14 protein-coding genes are annotated in these 16,414 nt (G+C 45.9%); 9 read left to right on the forward strand and 5 right to left on the reverse strand.

Going from position 1 to position 16,414, the window contains the following annotated elements; genetic code table 11:
- Positions 1–10: 10 nt before the first annotated feature.
- The gene (locus AC1XTG_RS09550) at positions 11–718 is read right to left on the reverse strand and encodes an esterase family protein (protein ID WP_056289270.1); all 708 of its coding nucleotides are present in this window, start codon (positions 716–718) and stop codon (positions 11–13) included.
- A gap of 113 nt (positions 719–831) precedes the next feature.
- Here AC1XTG_RS09550 and AC1XTG_RS09555 point away from each other — a divergent pair, with 113 nt between their 5' ends.
- On the forward strand, positions 832–1,629 hold the full coding sequence (locus AC1XTG_RS09555; protein ID WP_484841964.1) for an alpha/beta hydrolase: 798 nt from the start codon (positions 832–834) through the stop codon (positions 1,627–1,629).
- 4 nt (positions 1,630–1,633) lie between these two features.
- Here the strand turns inward: AC1XTG_RS09555 and AC1XTG_RS09560 are convergent, their stop codons facing one another.
- Positions 1,634–2,650, reverse strand: coding sequence for an acyl-CoA reductase (locus AC1XTG_RS09560; protein ID WP_484841798.1), 1,017 nt, complete (start codon positions 2,648–2,650; stop codon positions 1,634–1,636).
- 128 nt (positions 2,651–2,778) lie between these two features.
- Between AC1XTG_RS09560 and AC1XTG_RS09565 the strand changes: the two genes are divergently transcribed.
- The 3 genes from AC1XTG_RS09565 (at position 2,779) to AC1XTG_RS09575 (ending at position 6,038) form a co-directional block, all read left to right on the forward strand.
- Complete coding sequence (locus AC1XTG_RS09565) at positions 2,779–3,126, forward strand: 4Fe-4S binding protein (RefSeq protein ID WP_031527072.1); 348 nt, start codon at positions 2,779–2,781, stop codon at positions 3,124–3,126.
- A 346-nt stretch (positions 3,127–3,472) separates the two neighbouring features.
- Positions 3,473–4,669, forward strand: coding sequence for a porin (locus AC1XTG_RS09570; protein WP_484841799.1), 1,197 nt, complete (start codon positions 3,473–3,475; stop codon positions 4,667–4,669).
- Positions 4,670–4,718: 49 nt separating this feature from the next.
- Positions 4,719–6,038 carry an ammonium transporter gene (locus AC1XTG_RS09575; protein WP_484841800.1) on the forward strand — a complete coding sequence of 440 codons (1,320 nt, stop codon included), beginning with the start codon at positions 4,719–4,721 and terminating at the stop codon, positions 6,036–6,038.
- 102 nt (positions 6,039–6,140) lie between these two features.
- Here AC1XTG_RS09575 and mtaB read toward each other — a convergent pair whose 3' ends face one another.
- Both mtaB and AC1XTG_RS09585 read right to left on the reverse strand, forming a co-directional pair.
- Complete coding sequence (gene mtaB / locus AC1XTG_RS09580; RefSeq protein ID WP_484841801.1) at positions 6,141–7,469, reverse strand: tRNA (N(6)-L-threonylcarbamoyladenosine(37)-C(2))-methylthiotransferase MtaB; 1,329 nt, start codon at positions 7,467–7,469, stop codon at positions 6,141–6,143.
- A 37-nt stretch (positions 7,470–7,506) separates the two neighbouring features.
- Complete coding sequence (locus tag AC1XTG_RS09585) at positions 7,507–9,342, reverse strand: LTA synthase family protein (RefSeq protein ID WP_484841802.1); 1,836 nt, start codon at positions 9,340–9,342, stop codon at positions 7,507–7,509.
- 152 nt (positions 9,343–9,494) lie between these two features.
- Between AC1XTG_RS09585 and AC1XTG_RS09590 the strand changes: the two genes are divergently transcribed.
- Together AC1XTG_RS09590 and AC1XTG_RS09595 are read left to right on the forward strand one after the other, a co-directional pair.
- Entirely contained in the window at positions 9,495–11,681 is a 2,187-nt protein-coding gene (locus AC1XTG_RS09590) for a glutamine synthetase III family protein (protein ID WP_056289249.1), read from the forward strand.
- Positions 11,682–11,717: 36 nt separating this feature from the next.
- Positions 11,718–12,269, forward strand: coding sequence for a hypothetical protein (locus tag AC1XTG_RS09595; RefSeq protein WP_056289244.1), 552 nt, complete (start codon positions 11,718–11,720; stop codon positions 12,267–12,269).
- Positions 12,270–12,347: 78 nt separating this feature from the next.
- Here AC1XTG_RS09595 and AC1XTG_RS09600 read toward each other — a convergent pair whose 3' ends face one another.
- Positions 12,348–13,358, reverse strand: coding sequence for a glutamine synthetase beta-grasp domain-containing protein (locus AC1XTG_RS09600; RefSeq protein ID WP_056289241.1), 1,011 nt, complete (start codon positions 13,356–13,358; stop codon positions 12,348–12,350).
- 390 nt (positions 13,359–13,748) lie between these two features.
- Here AC1XTG_RS09600 and AC1XTG_RS09605 point away from each other — a divergent pair, with 390 nt between their 5' ends.
- The 3 genes from AC1XTG_RS09605 to AC1XTG_RS09615 all read left to right on the forward strand — a co-directional run bounded on the left by AC1XTG_RS09605 (position 13,749) and on the right by AC1XTG_RS09615 (position 16,198).
- The gene (locus AC1XTG_RS09605; RefSeq protein WP_484841803.1) at positions 13,749–14,456 is read left to right on the forward strand and encodes an RsmE family RNA methyltransferase; all 708 of its coding nucleotides are present in this window, start codon (positions 13,749–13,751) and stop codon (positions 14,454–14,456) included.
- Between the two features lie 200 nt (positions 14,457–14,656).
- Complete coding sequence (locus tag AC1XTG_RS09610) at positions 14,657–15,316, forward strand: DUF4159 domain-containing protein (protein ID WP_484841804.1); 660 nt, start codon at positions 14,657–14,659, stop codon at positions 15,314–15,316.
- A gap of 135 nt (positions 15,317–15,451) precedes the next feature.
- The gene (locus AC1XTG_RS09615; protein WP_056289231.1) at positions 15,452–16,198 is read left to right on the forward strand and encodes an acyl-CoA desaturase; all 747 of its coding nucleotides are present in this window, start codon (positions 15,452–15,454) and stop codon (positions 16,196–16,198) included.
- The last annotated feature ends 216 nt before the right edge of the window (positions 16,199–16,414 follow it).

A 16,414-nucleotide genomic window follows, 5' to 3' on the forward strand; every position in this document is an offset into this window, starting at 1 on the left:
AAAGTCCATTTTACATGATCCTCGCCAGATAATCGGGAAACATCTTGGTCCACAAAGGCCAATCGTGCTTCTCCCAGCCCCGGATATCCAGCCAGTGTTCTATGCCATTTGCATTTAAAATATCAGACATCCTTACATTGCTATCGAGACAGATATCCCATTCAGAAGTACCCAGCACGATTTTCATGTGCCCATATCGCCAGCCTTGTTCATTAGGCATGTAGTCGACCGGATTATTGAAATAAACAGTATCGTCGTAAAAGCCATCGGTAAAGGTCCTGATATCGAATGCGCCACTCATGCTGATCAGGTAAGCGACAAGATCGGGATGCCTGAATGCGAAATTGGCGGAATGAAAACCTCCGAAGCTGCAACCCGCCACACCGATCTTCCCGACATTACACTCAGCCTTAATATATGGTACCAGCTCGTTTGCCAGAAACTTATCGTACTGAATGTGGTTGAGAACCCTGTATTGCGGGTTAATGTGTTTGGCGTACCAGGAATCCGCGTCAATGGAATCGACACAATAAAGCTTGTATTTACCTGAGTCGATTAAATTCCTCACTGACTCGGTCAGGCCCATATCTTTGGCCTGATAATACCGCCCGAGGGTGGTTGGAAAAAGGAGGATAGGATACCCCCAGCTTCCGTAAACAAGCATATCAATCTCTCTGTCCAGGTGATGAGAGTAGTATTTAATGTGCTTCTCTTCCAAATCAGCCGGTGTTAAATTTGATAAATGAAATATACAAAACAAATCATAGGAAGCAAATTAATAACTTGCACGTTTGTTTTAGTCCATTTCAGAGGTTTAAGGGTTTGAGCGCAGTGTATTCTTCCACATTTCTTAACGATATAAAAATTTATTCCAACTTCCTTCACAGGAAAGTCCGCATAAGCGTGCTCTTGCCGGCCGGGTACGACGCGACAATGCATTATCCATTGCTCCTGTTCAATGACGGACAGGATTTCGGGTCACTCAGGTTGGTGGAAATCGCCGGGGAGCTGCACAGTTCAGGACTAATAAAACCGATGGTTATCGCGGGTATCCACGCAAATGAACGTCGCATTTACGAGTACGGAACGGCCAGCAAGTCTGACTACGCAGGCAGAGGCAGTGAAGCCGGGCAAACAACTTCATTCGTCACTAATGAGCTTCTTCCGTTTTTGCAACAGCATTATAAGGTAAGGCCCGCCGGCAATGCCTACGCCGGCTGTTCGCTGGGCGGGTTGATGGCGCTGGATGTGGCGCTGCATTTTCCGGCATTGTTTCCGCTTACCGGGGTTTTTTCCGGCGCGTTGTGGTGGAGGCAGAAGGCGATCGGAGAGGGGTACCAGGATTCTGACAGGATAATTCATGCGCAAATCCGGGATATTGAGGAAAAACCTGCATTGAAATGCTGGTTTCAATGCGGCTCGCAGGACGAGCACGACGATCGCGATGGCGACGGTGTGATCGATTCTATACAGGATACCCTTGAATGCATTGCTGCATTGGAAAGAAAAGGATTGGTCTGGAACCAGGATGTTTTCTACACCGAGGTGCCGGAGGGGCGCCACGACCAGGCTACCTGGTCGAAGATGATGCCCGGATTCCTGAAATGGGTATCTGCAAACCTGGAATAAGCTCCTATAGGGTGCTGAGGAACGCCATCGTGTCCACAGCATCCGCATAGTCGGAAAGGCCGGGTTCCTGTGATTCTCCAAAAGGTACATTACCGGGAATGCCTGCGTTACCGACTACGCACTGAACCTTCTCTGCCGCCTCGTCCAGAGCAGATTTGACAGTTTCCAAATCCGTGTATGTTTCAAAATGTAAAACACTGATCGGAGAAACGAGCGCGCTGTTTTCGGTGATCATCAAAAAACCATTATCAAGGTGCGGAACCCTGTTAATCAGGAAAATCGACTTGTTGTATTCGTAGTTATTGAAGTATTTATGATTTTGAAGATAGAGGTAAGCCCTGTCTTCTATCGCTTCGTAAAACTTGGTAAAATCATATCCGGCAGGAACAAAGAGCTTGGAAACATTGCGGCAACCCAGACCAAAATATTGAAGTACGTCCCTGCCAAGTAATTGCAGTTCTTCATGCGTCTCGCTGCCCGTCAAAACAGCAGCAGAAGTCCTGTTCCGGCGGATCACATTGGGTTTGTTGGCGAAATAATAATGAAAGTACCGGGCTGTGTTATCACTGCCGGTGGCAATGTAGGCGTCGGCCTCGTTGAGCCGCTCCACAAACCTGATCTGTGAAGTAAATTCAGGTTCTATTTGCATTAATTGGTTAAGCAATGCGGAAATCAGCACCGGATCATCAGAGCTGGGTTTCACCAGCAGTGTGTGCCCGCTGATCAGTACGCACAAAGCATCCTGAAAACCGACTGCAGGAATATTTCCAGCCATTACAACGCCTACTTTTCTGGATTCCCGCGGCTCGGTATATCGCGCTGACCATTCACGAAGCTTTTCAGGATCAAGGAATTCGGTGGCAATAGCATGAAGTGATTTCCTTACATTCTCAGGCGTAAACCAGTTGTTCCGGCTGTTGGCTGATTCAACCCAATCCTGTATAATTTCCTCATTCTCCGCGTCTGTAATGAACTTTCCTAATTGGATGAATGCCTCTTCCCGCCTGATCCTTGCTAACATACCTTGTGAACTCTAAAAAGTTTTACTAACCTGCCGTTTTTATTTTTCTGATTGTTGGGAAACTATAAATAGTTATATTTGTTACTCTAAGCAGAAGAATAGCAACAAATATAAACAATCCGGCGACTATGGCTATAATGATAACCGATGAATGCATAAATTGTGGGGCGTGCGAGCCAGAGTGCCCCAATACAGCAATTTATGAAGGCGGTGTAGAGTGGACCTGGGGAGATGGGACCAGTTTAGATGAAGTAGATTTTGGCGACGGTACAGTGGTGAGCGGTAAGGAGAAGCAGGCGCCTGTTTCAGACGAGTTCTATTATATTGTTACCGATAAATGTACTGAATGCGTTGGCTTCCATGAAGAGCCGCAATGTGCTGCGGTTTGCCCGGTTGATTGCTGTGTGCCGGATCCGGACAATGAAGAAGAAGAAGATACATTGTTAGCTAAAAAAGCCTGGATGCACGGCGAATAGCCACTTCCGGAAATACAAGTTTGATAGCCCTGCCTTTGGCGGGGCTTTTTTTGTGCCCAAACTTTTCTGTAATGGCATTATGATAATAAAATTTCTTAATAATTGGACTGTTGTAACTGAAAGAATATTCTGCGTATCAAGGTGAATGCAAAATTTAAATTTTTGACGCAAATCTGAATAAAGTGTTATTTTCTGTTGATTATCCGTTAAAAAAGAGAACAAAAACATGAAAATTGTATTTTTTTGGATAAAAAAGGTGAGGTATATTTGATTAATATAATTTATGCACAATATTTGATTCATAAATCCCGCCGGAGAGTAATATAAACTTAAACAGAATATAATTATGAGAAAAGTCTATTGCACAGTATTATCTTTGATGGTTCCTTTTTTGGGTTTTGCAAAGTCTGGCGAAGACAAAAAGGCTGTTAAAGCTGATACGACAGTCGTAGCAGAAGCAGCTGAGGAAGAAGGAAAGGGAGCATTTGCGTTCTCAGGCTATCTTGACTCTTATTACATGGCCAATTTCAACAAGCCAGCTTCCCGGTCAAACATGGGTGCCACCAATGCACGTGTGTTCGATCAGCGATCAGGTCAGTTTTCGCTAGGCCTTGTTCAGACGAGAGTTGCTTACACCAATGCGAAGTCGGAAGCAGTAGTAGATTTGACATTCGGCCCGAATGCCAATATGGGTAACTATGGAAATGCATTGTTCAGCACCGCACTTGCTATCAAACAGGCATACTTCACTTATAAATTCACAGACAAGTTTTCAATGACCGCGGGACAGTTTGGAACGCACATCGGATATGAAGTGATCGACGCACCGGCCAACTTCAACTATTCGCTGTCCAACCTGTTTAACAATGGTCCGTTTTACCATGCCGGTCTTAAAGCGACTTATGCGTTTTCTGACAAGGCTTCTTTAATGGTAGGCGTAGTGAACAATGTAGACGGACTTGGCGATAATAACCGCGCAAAAGGAATCATCAGTCAATTATACCTTCAACCTGCATCAGGCTGGAACGTATACCTGAACTACATCGGAAGCAACGAAGCGAATACAGACAGCCTTGGCAAGCAGCCGGAAGGTCTTTACCAGGTATTTGATCTGACAACCAGCTTCCAGGTATCGGAAAAATTCCTGCTTGGCTTGAATGCCGCTTATGGCAGCCAGAAAGGTGACTACCAGGGTGCAGGCGGCCCACTGGGCACAGAATCATGGAGTGGAGTTGCAGTTTATGCAAATACTGCTCTGACGGATAACTTCGGAATTGGCGCGCGTTACGAATATTTCAACAACGATAACGGTGTGCGTGGATTGCTGACACGTGGAGGAATGGGTACCAAGGTTAACTCAGTAACATTGACTGGTAATATCAGCCTTGCTGACGGACACATTCTTGTAAAACCTGAGTTCCGCCTGGACGCTTATCCTAAGCTGTCAGGAGCTGGTGAAGAGCAACAGTTCGAAGATTCAGATGGAAACTGGACTAAAAACAGCCAGACTACTTTCGGACTTGCATTCATTTACAAATTCTAATTAGTAACAATATACCTTCTTAATCTACCTATAATAACAATTTACAAAAATGGAAAAACGCAGTTTTATCCCACTGATTATCCTTCTGGTAATCGCAATCCTCGGTGCCTTCGTGCCAAATGTTCCGACTCAAATTGTCACCGAAGGAGTAAACGGCGGTGATACGGCCTGGTTGCTGGTTTCAGCCGCGCTGGTATTGCTGATGACGCCCGGTCTGGCTTATTTCTACGGCGGGATGGTTAACAACAAAAACGTAATTTCTACCATGCTCCAAAGCTTTATCGCAATGGGGGTAATCAGTGTGTTATGGGTAGTGGTAGGGTTCAGTATTGCTTTCGGAGATGATTTCGGCGGCGTTGTTGGAAATCCATTCACGCACTTTATGTTCAAAGGCGTATTGGACGGACCAGTTTGGGGTACAATTCCTTTCGCGCTTTTCGCAATGTTCCAGATGAAGTTCGCGGTGATCACACCTGCACTGGTAACTGGTTCAATGGCTGAGCGTATCAACTTCCGCTCATACGTATTGTTCATTATTCTGTTCTGTATTTTTATCTACGCTCCGCTGGCGCACATGACTTGGCATGCAGATGGTATCCTGTTCAAAATGGGTGTGCTTGACTTCGCTGGTGGAACTGTTGTTCACATGTCTGCTGGCTGGGCTGCATTGGCTGGCGCGCTTTACCTGAAAAGACGTAAATCACTTCTTGAAGATCACGTATTGCCACCTGCAAACATTCCTTTTGTTCTTTTAGGAACAGGTTTGCTCTGGTTCGGCTGGTTCGGTTTCAATGCAGGTTCTGCATTATCTGCTGGTCCTTTGGCGGTATCTGCTTTCGCCACTACCAACACAGCTGCGGGCGCCGCTGGTCTTGCATGGGTTCTTTTTGACGCTGCAAAAGGAAAGAAAGTATCTGCACTTGGTTTTTGTATCGGTGCGGTTGTAGGTTTGGTTGCTATCACACCTGCTGCTGGTTTCGTAACGGTTCCTGCTTCTCTTTTCATCGGTACAGTTGCTTCCATCATCAGTAACTATGTAGCGCACCTGCGCACCCGTTCCACTTTGGACGATACACTTGACGTGTTCCCTTGCCACGGTGTAGGAGGTATGGTTGGTATGTTAATGACCGGTATCTTCTCTACAAGCGGCGTTAACCCGCTGGTAGTTGACCAGGGCCTTGCATTCGGCGAAACCAAGCTGTTCATCAACCACGTAATTGCATTGGTTGGTGTATCTGCCTTCGCATTTGCCGGTTCATTCCTTCTTCTGAAAATCACTGACCTGATTTTACCACTTCGTGTATCTGAGCAGGATGAGAAAGTTGGTTTGGACGTAAGTCAGCACGACGAGTTCATGATCGAGGCTTAATTTTACTCAACGTTTATTTAAATAGCAGGAAAGCCCGGCATTGTGCCGGGCTTTCCTTTTTATGCATTGAAATAAAAATTTTACTTGGGTGGGCCGGGCCGCTTAATGTACAAGTACCTCCGTTTCGACCTCTGTCACTTCCATTAATCCTGCTTCATTCAGCTGCTCGTACTTCACGAATTTCGTTTCGTTAATGAGCAGCGGATCGTATTTAACGGAAACGCGCACATAGTTTTCGCTGAAACCCAGCATCTGACCGTCCTGAACTTCATCTTCAAACAGCACCGTCCCGGCTTTCCCGACCTGCTGCTCATAGAAGGAGCGGCGCTTTTTGTCGGAGAGGATATGCAGCATTTTTGATCTGTCGGCCCTGATATTTTTTGGTACTACCGGTTTAATCGCCAAAGCAGCGGTATTTTCTCTTTCTGAGTAAGTGAATACGTGCAGATAGGAAATTTCAAGTTCATTTAAAAAGCGGTAACTCTCTTCGAAGAGCTCCTGCGTTTCGCCAGGGTGACCTACGATAACGTCAACACCAATGCAGCAGTCGGGCATCAATGATTTGATTTTCGCGACGCGCTCTGCATACAACTCCCTTTTGTACCGGCGCTTCATTAGTCCCAGCACTTTGTTAGAGCCCGATTGCAGCGGAATATGGAAGTGCGGAACAAACCTTTTTGACTGCGCGACGAATTCGATGATCTCGTCGGTCAGAAGGTTAGGCTCGATCGATGAAATGCGAAAGCGCTCAATGCCTTCTACTTCGTCCAATGCTTTTACAAGGTCCAGAAAAGTTTCCCTGCGTTCGCCATTCTGGATGCCAAAGTCGCCAATGTTCACACCGGTGAGTACGATCTCTTTTACCTCCCGCGCCGCAATTTCATACGCCGCTTTCACGATATTCTGAATGCTGTCGGACCTGCTTTTCCCGCGTGCCAGTGGAATGGTGCAGTAGGAGCAGGGATAGTCGCAGCCGTCCTGAACTTTCAGGAATGTGCGCGTTCTGTCATTCAGTGAGTAGGAAGTGTGGTAATCAACCGCTTCGTCAATATGGGAAGCCATGATTTTTGCAGGCTGACCTACCGGCGTTTTTTCAAAAGTATCAACCAGATCTGCCAGCCTGAACTTCTCGGCAGCGCCAAGAACTGCGTCAACGCCTGGAATTTCTGATATCTCTGCAGGTTTCAACTGGGCGTAGCAACCTATAATGGCTACATAGCCGTCAGGATTGATCTTCTGCGCTTCACGCACGATTTTCCGGCATTTTTTATCTGCATTTTCGGTAACCGAACAGGTATTGATTATGAAAACATCCGGGCTTTCATTGAACTCAACCCTGGAATGCCCTTTTGCTTCGAACATTCTCGCGATCGAAGAGCTTTCTGAGTAGTTGAGCTTGCAGCCCAGTGTATAAAAAGCGACTTTTTTCATTTTTCTTGATTATCCCGCAAAAATACAGCTTTTATGCTCAACGCTTTAAATAATCTCCGAAAGAAGCTTGGAGGTATGCTTTCGCAAGATCTTCTTCTGACTGATCAAGCGTTCCTTCTCTTTCCGTGATATTCCCGCCAATATTGTCCCTGATCAGAAATCCGCCCGGCCTGATCCAGCCCAACCCGTTGTTGAATGCAAAGTAGGAAAACGGTTCACGGCCAGCAGAAAAGATATCGCTGCTCCATTCAAATTGCACGGACGGAAGTCTGAACTGGTTCAGCAATGTAGCTGCAAGGTCCGTTTGCGAGCATAATGCATCTATTTTCCGTCCCGGCCTGGCCAGCGCGCCACTCAGCCAAAGCATTGGAATGTGGAACTCTGCCGGCTTTGACTTTTGTGTGTAGGGTAGCGGGTGGCCGTGATCTGCGAGAATAATTACAAGCGTATTCTTCCACCACGGTCTGGATTTCGCTTTTTTGATGAAGTTCCCGATGGCGGCATCCGTATAATGGTGCGCATTCAAAAACAGATGTTCCGGGTCATTTCCGGGAATGGCGGTCTTGACCGGAACTTCGAAAGGTTCGTGGCTGCTTAATGTAAACAGGGTCGAAAAAAATGGCTGCTTTTCCTTGTCGAGATCATCAAGCAGTCTGTCGAGCACAACGTGGTCATGTGCGCCCCATTTCGAGTTCATATCCGCTTTGTCAAAATCATCCTTGTCAACAATCCGGTCAAAATTGTCCTGCAAAAGGTAGGATTTCATATTAGCGAACTCGGTTTCCCCGCCGTAATAAAATGATGTTTGCCAGCCATTCTGCCGGAATGCGCGGGGTAAGGAAGGCAGCGTGCTGGTTTTTTTAGGTATTTTGATGATAGAATGTGTGGGCTGGGCAGGGTAGCCGCTTAATATCGCAACCAGGCCTTTGTCGCTCCGGTTGCCGCTCGCGTACATATTCGTAAACAGCATTCCTTCCTTAACCAGCTTGTCAAACTGCGGGGTCACACCCGGAACGCCATTGAGGCTGGCAGATATCTTCGCCGTAAAACTCTCCCAGATAATCACCACGACATTCAGCCTGGCTGTCGAATCAATGACCTGCTCCGTTTTCCCCCGGACTTTGTACAGCTCCTGAACCAGTCTTTGTGCCTTTGCTTCATCCTGGTATATAAAAGGATTTTTGTTACTGTAAGAAGCATTGATAATGGAGCTCATGTAATTCCAGGGGACATTAACCGCCGCATAGTTGGCAAAACTCTTATCTGAAAAAAACACCGCACTTTCATTCATAGGAGCCAGCTGAAATCCCCCGCGGATCGGGATGATCAATGCAGCTGTGAGGATCAGGAAAACCGGTAGCGTGTAAACGAACCTGACAGGACCGAAAGCAGCTATGCTCCGGCTGATGATGTTGCGTAGTACTGTTACCGTCAGGGCAAGCAGCACAAGCAGTAATAGTAAGAGCGGCAGAACAGGCGCGGCGCCTGCCGAGGCCAGTGCTTCACCGGGAGTTTCAAGGTAATGGAGTGAAGTACTGTCGATCCTGAAACCCCAGGCTTTGAACAGTTCAAGGTCAATGACGGTAAGTGTTACTATTACAGGTGCAAGTACATAGCTGTAAATGAGCAGGAAGAGCTTATACCAGCCCCAGCGCCGGGCTGTGAAAATCAGCAGAATGGTCGGGATCGCGAGGATATAGGCCGCGAAAGAAAGATCCATTCTCAGCCCGTGTACTGCACTTTGTACCCAGAGTGAAGAGGGGAGTTCAAGCGTTTTCTGGTAATGATAGGCAAGAAAGAGGAGGCGGAAAAGCTGAAAAAGTACTACCCAGCTCAGCCCGTAAAGGGCAAACAATTCAATTCTTTTACGCATTAGTGTCAATCAAAATATTCCGTAAAGTTCTTAAAAATGAGTATAATGTGCGACCAGCGGCAAAACATAAATGTGAAAATGTACCCCCAGCATTGTTGTTGCTATCCTTAAATAAATAATTTTGGGGAGATTTAATATAACTGATTGAATACATGACTTTTCGTTCCAAGGCATTTGAAATCGCGCAAGGGCGGGTTTCGCCTGTTTTAACCCCTCCTGTTGAAAAAGTAGCCGATCTGTACGGAAGCAACACTTTCAATGATGAAGTGATGAAAACGCTGCTGTCGGCAGAAGCTTACGCCAAGATTTCAACTGCGATCCGCTCAGGGTCAACGATAGACCGGGAAGTAGCGGATGAAGTTTCGGCAGCTATGAAATCCTGGGCCATATCAAAAGGTGCCACGCACTATACGCACTGGTTTCAGCCTCTGACAGGTACAACCGCCGAAAAGCACGATTCGTTCTTTGACCTGACCATGGATGGACGCGCTGTTGAAAAATTCAAAGGCAGTGCACTGGTACAGCAGGAACCCGATGCTTCTTCATTTCCTAGCGGCGGCTTGCGCGCCACTTTTGAGGCGCGTGGATATACCGGCTGGGACCCGAGTTCTCCTGCTTTTTTAATGGATAATGGCGCCGGCGGTAAGACCCTGTGCATTCCTTCCGTTTTCATTTCCTATACAGGCGAGGCGCTCGATTACAAGGCACCATTGCTGCGCTCACTGGTGATGCTCGACAAAGCGGCTACCGGTGTGTGCCAGTTTTTCAACCGGGATGTAAGCAAGGTAACTCCCACGCTGGGCATTGAGCAGGAGTACTTTTTGGTTGATAAAGCATTATACTATGCGCGTCCCGACCTGTTGATGGCTGGTAGAACGGTGTTTGGTCACAGCCCGGCGCGGGGTCAGCAGCTCGATGATCACTATTTTGGCTCTATCTCGCCGCGTGTGAATGCATTTATGGTTGATTTCGAGTTTGAAGCCTTAAAGCTCGGAATACCGGTACGTACCAGACACAATGAAGTTGCGCCAGGTCAGTTTGAATGCGCGCCTACTTTTGAAGAGGTGAACCTGGCGATTGATCATAATGCATTGTTAATGGACTTAATGCAGAAGATCGGAGAAAGGCATAATTTTCAGGTTCTTTTTCATGAAAAACCTTTTGCAGGAATCAACGGCAGTGGCAAGCATAATAACTGGTCACTCGGTACGGACACGGGCATTAACCTGCTCGCGCCTACTTCAAAGCCAAAAGAAAACCTGCGTTTCCTGACTTTCCTTCTGAATGTTGTAAAGGCGGTTCACGATCACGCAGACTTGTTGCGTGCCTCCATTTCCTCGGCGGGTAACGAGCATCGGCTCGGAGCGAACGAGGCGCCGCCTTCCATTGTGTCGGTGTTTTTAGGAAATGAGTTGACAAACATGCTGGAAGAGCTGGTCAATAAAGGAGAAATCACGCTCGAAAAAGGAGAGAACTTTTACTATAAGCTGGGTATATCGCGCATTCCAAATTTACAGCGGGACAATACGGACAGAAACCGGACTTCACCATTCTGTTTTACGGGAAATAAATTCGAGTACCGGGCGGTGGGAAGTGCGCAGAATAGTGCTTCGCCGATGATTGTTCTGAACACGATCGTGGCTAACCAGCTGATGGATTTTAAAAGGGAAATGGACGAGCGGCTGGCGGCAGGAGAAGAGAAGAAAGTAGCGACTGTAGAAATACTCAAACGGTATTTTACCGAATCCAAAAACATTCTTTTTGAAGGAAACGGGTATTCCGAAGAATGGATACAAATGGCTAAGGAGCGCGGACTTAGTAACATCAGTGCCACTTACGACGCGCTTTACGCTTACAAAACAGAAAATACAATTGCTGTTTTCGAGAAAATGGGTGTACTTACTTCGAGAGAGCTGCACGCACGCTACGAGATCGAGCTGGAAAACTATGTTAAAAAGCTGCAAATCGAATCGCGGGTTATTGGCGATCTTGCATTGAACCACATTGTTTCGACGGTAGTGAAGTACCAGTTTAAGCTCGCGCAAACAGCCCGCGCACTGACCGACCTGGAAATGCTGGAAGAGGCCGAGCCGATCAAGGAAATTATACGTGATATCTCTACGCACATTGTTGTGATCAAGCGTCTGGTGCACGAAATGACAGAAAGCAGGAAGACTGCGAACAACATTGAAAACCTTTTTGAACGCGCAAAACTGTATGGTTCAGAGGTGAAAGGCTTTTTTGAAGAGATCCGCTATCACGTTGATAAGCTTGAATTGCTGATCGACGATGAAGATTGGCCTTTGGCAAAGTACCGCGAAATGCTATTTTTGGAGTAAATTACACAGCCTATTTAGTAACAAACATTGTAAATCATGAATCCGGGATTCGATCCAGAAGAAATTGCTCAGCTGAAAAGGGAGTGCAAAGCCGAGAGAGCCAACTTCATCTACGTTGATGATGAATTTGAAGACGAAGACGAAAACAACGAACATGCACACGTGCAGTTTGTTGGTATGTATAAAGAGTCGGAAGTGATTTACGACGCATTGATTTATACATTGCGGTTACACCATTCCACGCTTGTATACGACGCCGCCTTGGAACGTTTGAAGAAGGAAATGCCGCATTATGTTTCGCAGGACGAGCGCCCCGCAGACTACAAGATCAGCGAGGAAGACGAGGACGAAGCCGAGTTGCTGCTAACCGAGTTTATCGAAGAGATTGAAGAAAATGAAGAAATCACCGTGCGTGAGCATGTGGAAATCGACGATACCTTCGAGTACGGCGTGGGACTGGAAGTTGGTCTTAACAAAACTGAAATCACTGATAAGGTAATCGACGAGTTTATTGCCTTGTTCAATGCAGATCGGGTACAGCTTGATCCGACCTTGTATTCTTTTACAGGAAGTGAAGACGAAGATTGATCTGATTGATTTTCAAAACTGATACAAACAAAAAAGCCACCATTCGGTGGCTTTTTTGTTGATCATATGTCAATGCGACTAAACCGCAGATTTAACAGTTTTGATGATACGTGCAGCTACTTTGTAAGGATCAGCAGCCGAGTTAGGACGACGATCTTCCAGGTATCCGCTCCATCCTTTCTGAGGAACCAGAACAGGGATACGGATGGATGCACCGCGGTCAGAAACACCGTAGCTGAAATCGTGGATAGAAGCAGTTTCGTGCTTTCCAGTCAAACGCAGGTGGTTATCTGCACCGTAAACTTCGATATGTTCTTTCACAACAGGGCGGAAAGATTCGCAAACTTTGTCGAATACTTCTTTGCTTCCTGCAGTTCTCAAAGCTGTGTTAGAGAAGTTAGCGTGCATACCGCTACCATTCCAGTCAAGTGCGCCAAGCGGCTTGCAGTGCCAGTTGATAGATACACCATATTTCTCACCGATACGCTCCAACAGGTAGCGGCCCAACCAGATCTGGTCACCAGCTTCTTTCGCGCCTTTTGCGAAAATCTGGAATTCCCACTGACCAGCAGCAACTTCTGCATTGATACCTTCTACATTCAAACCAGCTTCAAGGCATGCATCAAGGTGCTCTTCGATGATCTCACGACCGTATGCATTCTGTGCGCCTACTGAACAATAGTATGGACCTTGTGGTGCAGGGTATCCGTTTGCAGGGAAGCCCAGTGGTTTGTTGGTTTCATTGTCCCAAAGGAAATACTCCTGCTCAAAACCAAACCAGAAGTCGTTATCGTCATCTTCGATAGTGGCACGACCATTTGAGATGTGAGGAGTACCGTCGGCGTTCAATACTTCGCACATTACCAAATATCCGTTTTTACGTTGTGGATCCGGAATAATGTAGACTGGTTTCAACAAACAGTCAGAAGATCCGCCAAGCGCCTGCTCAGTTGACGAACCGTCAAATGACCAGTTACTGCAATCTTCCAATTTGCCGCTAAAATTATCTTCGATTTTGGTTTTGCTGCGTAGACTTTGGGTCGGCTTGTAGCCATCCAACCAAATATATTCCAGCTTGGACTTAGACATAATAGTACTAGATAAAGTGGTGACGAATAATTTGAACGGCACAATATTAATGCAAAAATGTATTTCCAAAAAATAAAAAATAAGAAAAATTCGGTATACGCAGAATAATATTGCGTTCGTGGTAGTATTGTCAGTAAAAGATGTACTTTTCTTATAAATTGAGTCGGTTTGTTCAGGAGGGGATTTCGCGGAAAAATTTGTAAAAACCGCCGAAATGCGACTTAAAACACCGTATCATTTAAGAAAATATTAGTAAAATGTTATAAATGGCTTTGTCAGGTTTTACCGGAGACATGACCGAAGATAATTTCGCTGATGTTCAGCAAATGGCAATTATTTAGCTATTTTTGGACAAATCGATTCATTAAATGGCTAGTGCCAATATTAGAAATGCACATTTTTTATCAACCAGAGGATAGTGTTTTTGAACTGGAAGAAGAGGAGGCAAAACACAGCACCAAGGTACTCAGACTTGGATCCGGGGATATGATTTTAGTAACAAACGGACGAGGGCAGCTGCGCAAGTGCGTGCTCAACATTCAGGGGCGCAAGGTGGGCTACGAAGTTCTTGAAACCAACCTGATCGAACCCCGGCCTTTTACCGTAAATATGGCAATAGCACCCACGCGAAAAGCCGAGAGAAACGAATGGATGGTCGAGAAAATGACAGAGATAGGAGTGGAGCGCATTGACTTTATCGTCACAGAACATACGAATCCCGAAACCCTTAACCGGGTGGTGAACCTGGGCAGGCTCAACCGCATTGCGGCAAGTGCAATGAAGCAGTCGCAGCAATATTATAAACCGATCATTACAGTAAACAACCGTTTTGATTCGTTTATCAAAAATGTAACAACGGAAACCAGGCTGATCGCCTACGTGCCCGATCAATATAAGGTAGAGCATGTTTTCAGCAAGATTAAAAAAAACACTGGTACGACTTTGTTAATAGGTCCGGAAGGTGATTTTAGTGAGAGGGAAATTGAGCTGGCTCTGGAGCAGGGCTTTACCACAGTATCCCTCGGCCCAACCCGCCTGAGAACCGAAACCGCCGCTGTCACAGGTTGCCACGCGATTAATCTGGCGCAGGAGGTTTAAGTTGTGAATGATTGAATGAGTGAATGAGTGAATGTGGCTTGGGAAGTTTGATTTGCAGTTATAGAATCCTAGTCTTCAGTTACTTAAATCTGGTCACTTAGTTATTTAAATTCATTTATTAATTGAACATTCACTAACTCACTTATTCACTAACTCACTCATTCAATCATTCACTCATTCACTCATTCAACATTAACAAAATGCCCGCTCGCCTAGTAGTTCTCGCCCTTTTGCTCTGCGCTGCTATCTCGTCGCAGGCACAGTCTTCATTGAAGATTGCCAAATTGAAGTACGGTGGCGGCGGCGACTGGTATGCGAATAAAACCTCGCTGCCAAACCTGATCAAATTCTGTAATACAGAGTTGAAAATGAATATCAATCCGGCGGAGGATGTCGTAGAGGTAGGCAGTCCTGACATTTTCACCTACCCGTTTGTACACATGACAGGCCACGGAAATGTGGTGTTCAACGACGCGGAGGCACAAAACCTGAGAAATTACCTGCTTTCAGGCGGCTTTCTGCACATTGATGATAATTATGGACTGGATCAGTTTGTGCGCCGCGAAATGAAGAAGGTATTTCCTGAGCTTACATTCGTTGAGCTCCCATTTGATCACCAGATTTACCGTGTCAAATATGTTTTCCCGGAAGGGCTGCCCAAAGTGCATGAACACGATGGTAAGCAGCCGCAGGGATTTGGATTGATCTGGCAGGGGAGACTCGTATGTTATTACAGCTATGAAACCGACCTTGGCAATGGCTGGGAGGATCAAAGTGTATATAATGATCCCGAAGAAATGCGCAGAAAGGCACTTCAAATGGGCGCAAATCTGCTGAGCTACGCTTTTATGATCCAGTAAAATCTGTTGATCTCAAACTTTTACCCGGAGTGCCTGTAACGTTATATTCCATTTTACTCGCTTAAATTTCGGTTTTTAACCCACTTACGCTTACTTTTGTACAAACTTCGTTCTTAAAAATCCCGCACGCGTTTCATGTATATTGTTCTTATTGTATTTGTTTTACACTGGTACCTCTCTCTTTTCTGCCAGACCTTCTTCCTGCACCGCTATTCCGCTCATAAAATGTTTATAATGAGCAAGCCGTGGGAGCGTTTTTTCTATTTACTCACCTACATTTCACAAGGTTCGTCGTACCTGAGCCCCCGCGCATACGCGATTTTGCACCGGATGCACCATGCATTCAGTGACACTGAAAAGGACCCGCATTCACCGCATCATACCAAGAATGTATTTACCATGATGTGGGAGACCAAGCATATCTATAATGCAGTACTGAGCCGCAAGAGAGCTATCGAAAATCGCTTCGAAAGAAACTATCCTGAATGGAATTTTGTGGAAAAACTAGGTGACTCCTGGATTTCCCGCATTGGCTGGGGATTGATTTATATGGCGTTCTATATCCTGGCTTACGTGTACCTGGATATGCACTGGGCGTTTTTCTTCCTGCTGCCGATCCACTTTTTAATGGGACCAATCCACGGTGCAATCGTCAATTGGAGTGGTCACAAGTACGGTTACCAGAACTTCGACAATGATGATAAATCAAAAAACTCATTGATTTTCGACTTCTTAATGCTTGGTGAGCTTTTCCAGAACAATCACCACAAACGCCCGAATTCGATCAACTTCGGTTCAAGATGGTACGAAGTTGACCCAACTTACCCAGTAATTAAGTTATTGAATAAGTTGAAGATTATTGAGATAAGGAAGAAGCACTAGGCTTAACGCCAAGGTGAAGCCCTTCGACTCCGCTCAGGGTGACAAACGTTTGTCACCCTGAGCGGAGTCGAAGGGCTCTTCATTTATAGTACCCCCAAAAAACTTTTGGCAGGCGTGAGACACACCTGCCAAGTTTGCTTATTAACACCACAAAAAATGAAATTCGTTTGAAAGGTCGCGCGTGAATACCGCGACAATACAAATTAATCATCCAAT

It is taken from the genome of Dyadobacter sp. HNCC25DJ183 (assembly GCF_056895175.1).

Excerpts from the sequence above, each read along its gene's own strand:
- AC1XTG_RS09560 (WP_484841798.1), bottom strand. The coding sequence starts at position 2,650 with ATGTTAGCAAGGATCAGGCGGGAAGAGGCATTCATCCAATTAGGAAAG.
- AC1XTG_RS09565 (WP_031527072.1), top strand. The coding sequence starts at position 2,779 with ATGGCTATAATGATAACCGATGAATGCATAAATTGTGGGGCGTGCGAG.
- AC1XTG_RS09570 (WP_484841799.1), top strand. The coding sequence starts at position 3,473 with ATGAGAAAAGTCTATTGCACAGTATTATCTTTGATGGTTCCTTTTTTG.
- AC1XTG_RS09575 (WP_484841800.1), top strand. The coding sequence starts at position 4,719 with ATGGAAAAACGCAGTTTTATCCCACTGATTATCCTTCTGGTAATCGCA.
- mtaB (WP_484841801.1), bottom strand. The coding sequence starts at position 7,469 with ATGAAAAAAGTCGCTTTTTATACACTGGGCTGCAAGCTCAACTACTCA.
- AC1XTG_RS09585 (WP_484841802.1), bottom strand. The coding sequence starts at position 9,342 with ATGCGTAAAAGAATTGAATTGTTTGCCCTTTACGGGCTGAGCTGGGTA.
- AC1XTG_RS09590 (WP_056289249.1), top strand. The coding sequence starts at position 9,495 with ATGACTTTTCGTTCCAAGGCATTTGAAATCGCGCAAGGGCGGGTTTCG.
- AC1XTG_RS09595 (WP_056289244.1), top strand. The coding sequence starts at position 11,718 with ATGAATCCGGGATTCGATCCAGAAGAAATTGCTCAGCTGAAAAGGGAG.
- AC1XTG_RS09600 (WP_056289241.1), bottom strand. The coding sequence starts at position 13,358 with ATGTCTAAGTCCAAGCTGGAATATATTTGGTTGGATGGCTACAAGCCG.
- AC1XTG_RS09605 (WP_484841803.1), top strand. The coding sequence starts at position 13,749 with ATGCACATTTTTTATCAACCAGAGGATAGTGTTTTTGAACTGGAAGAA.
- AC1XTG_RS09610 (WP_484841804.1), top strand. The coding sequence starts at position 14,657 with ATGCCCGCTCGCCTAGTAGTTCTCGCCCTTTTGCTCTGCGCTGCTATC.
- AC1XTG_RS09615 (WP_056289231.1), top strand. The coding sequence starts at position 15,452 with ATGTATATTGTTCTTATTGTATTTGTTTTACACTGGTACCTCTCTCTT.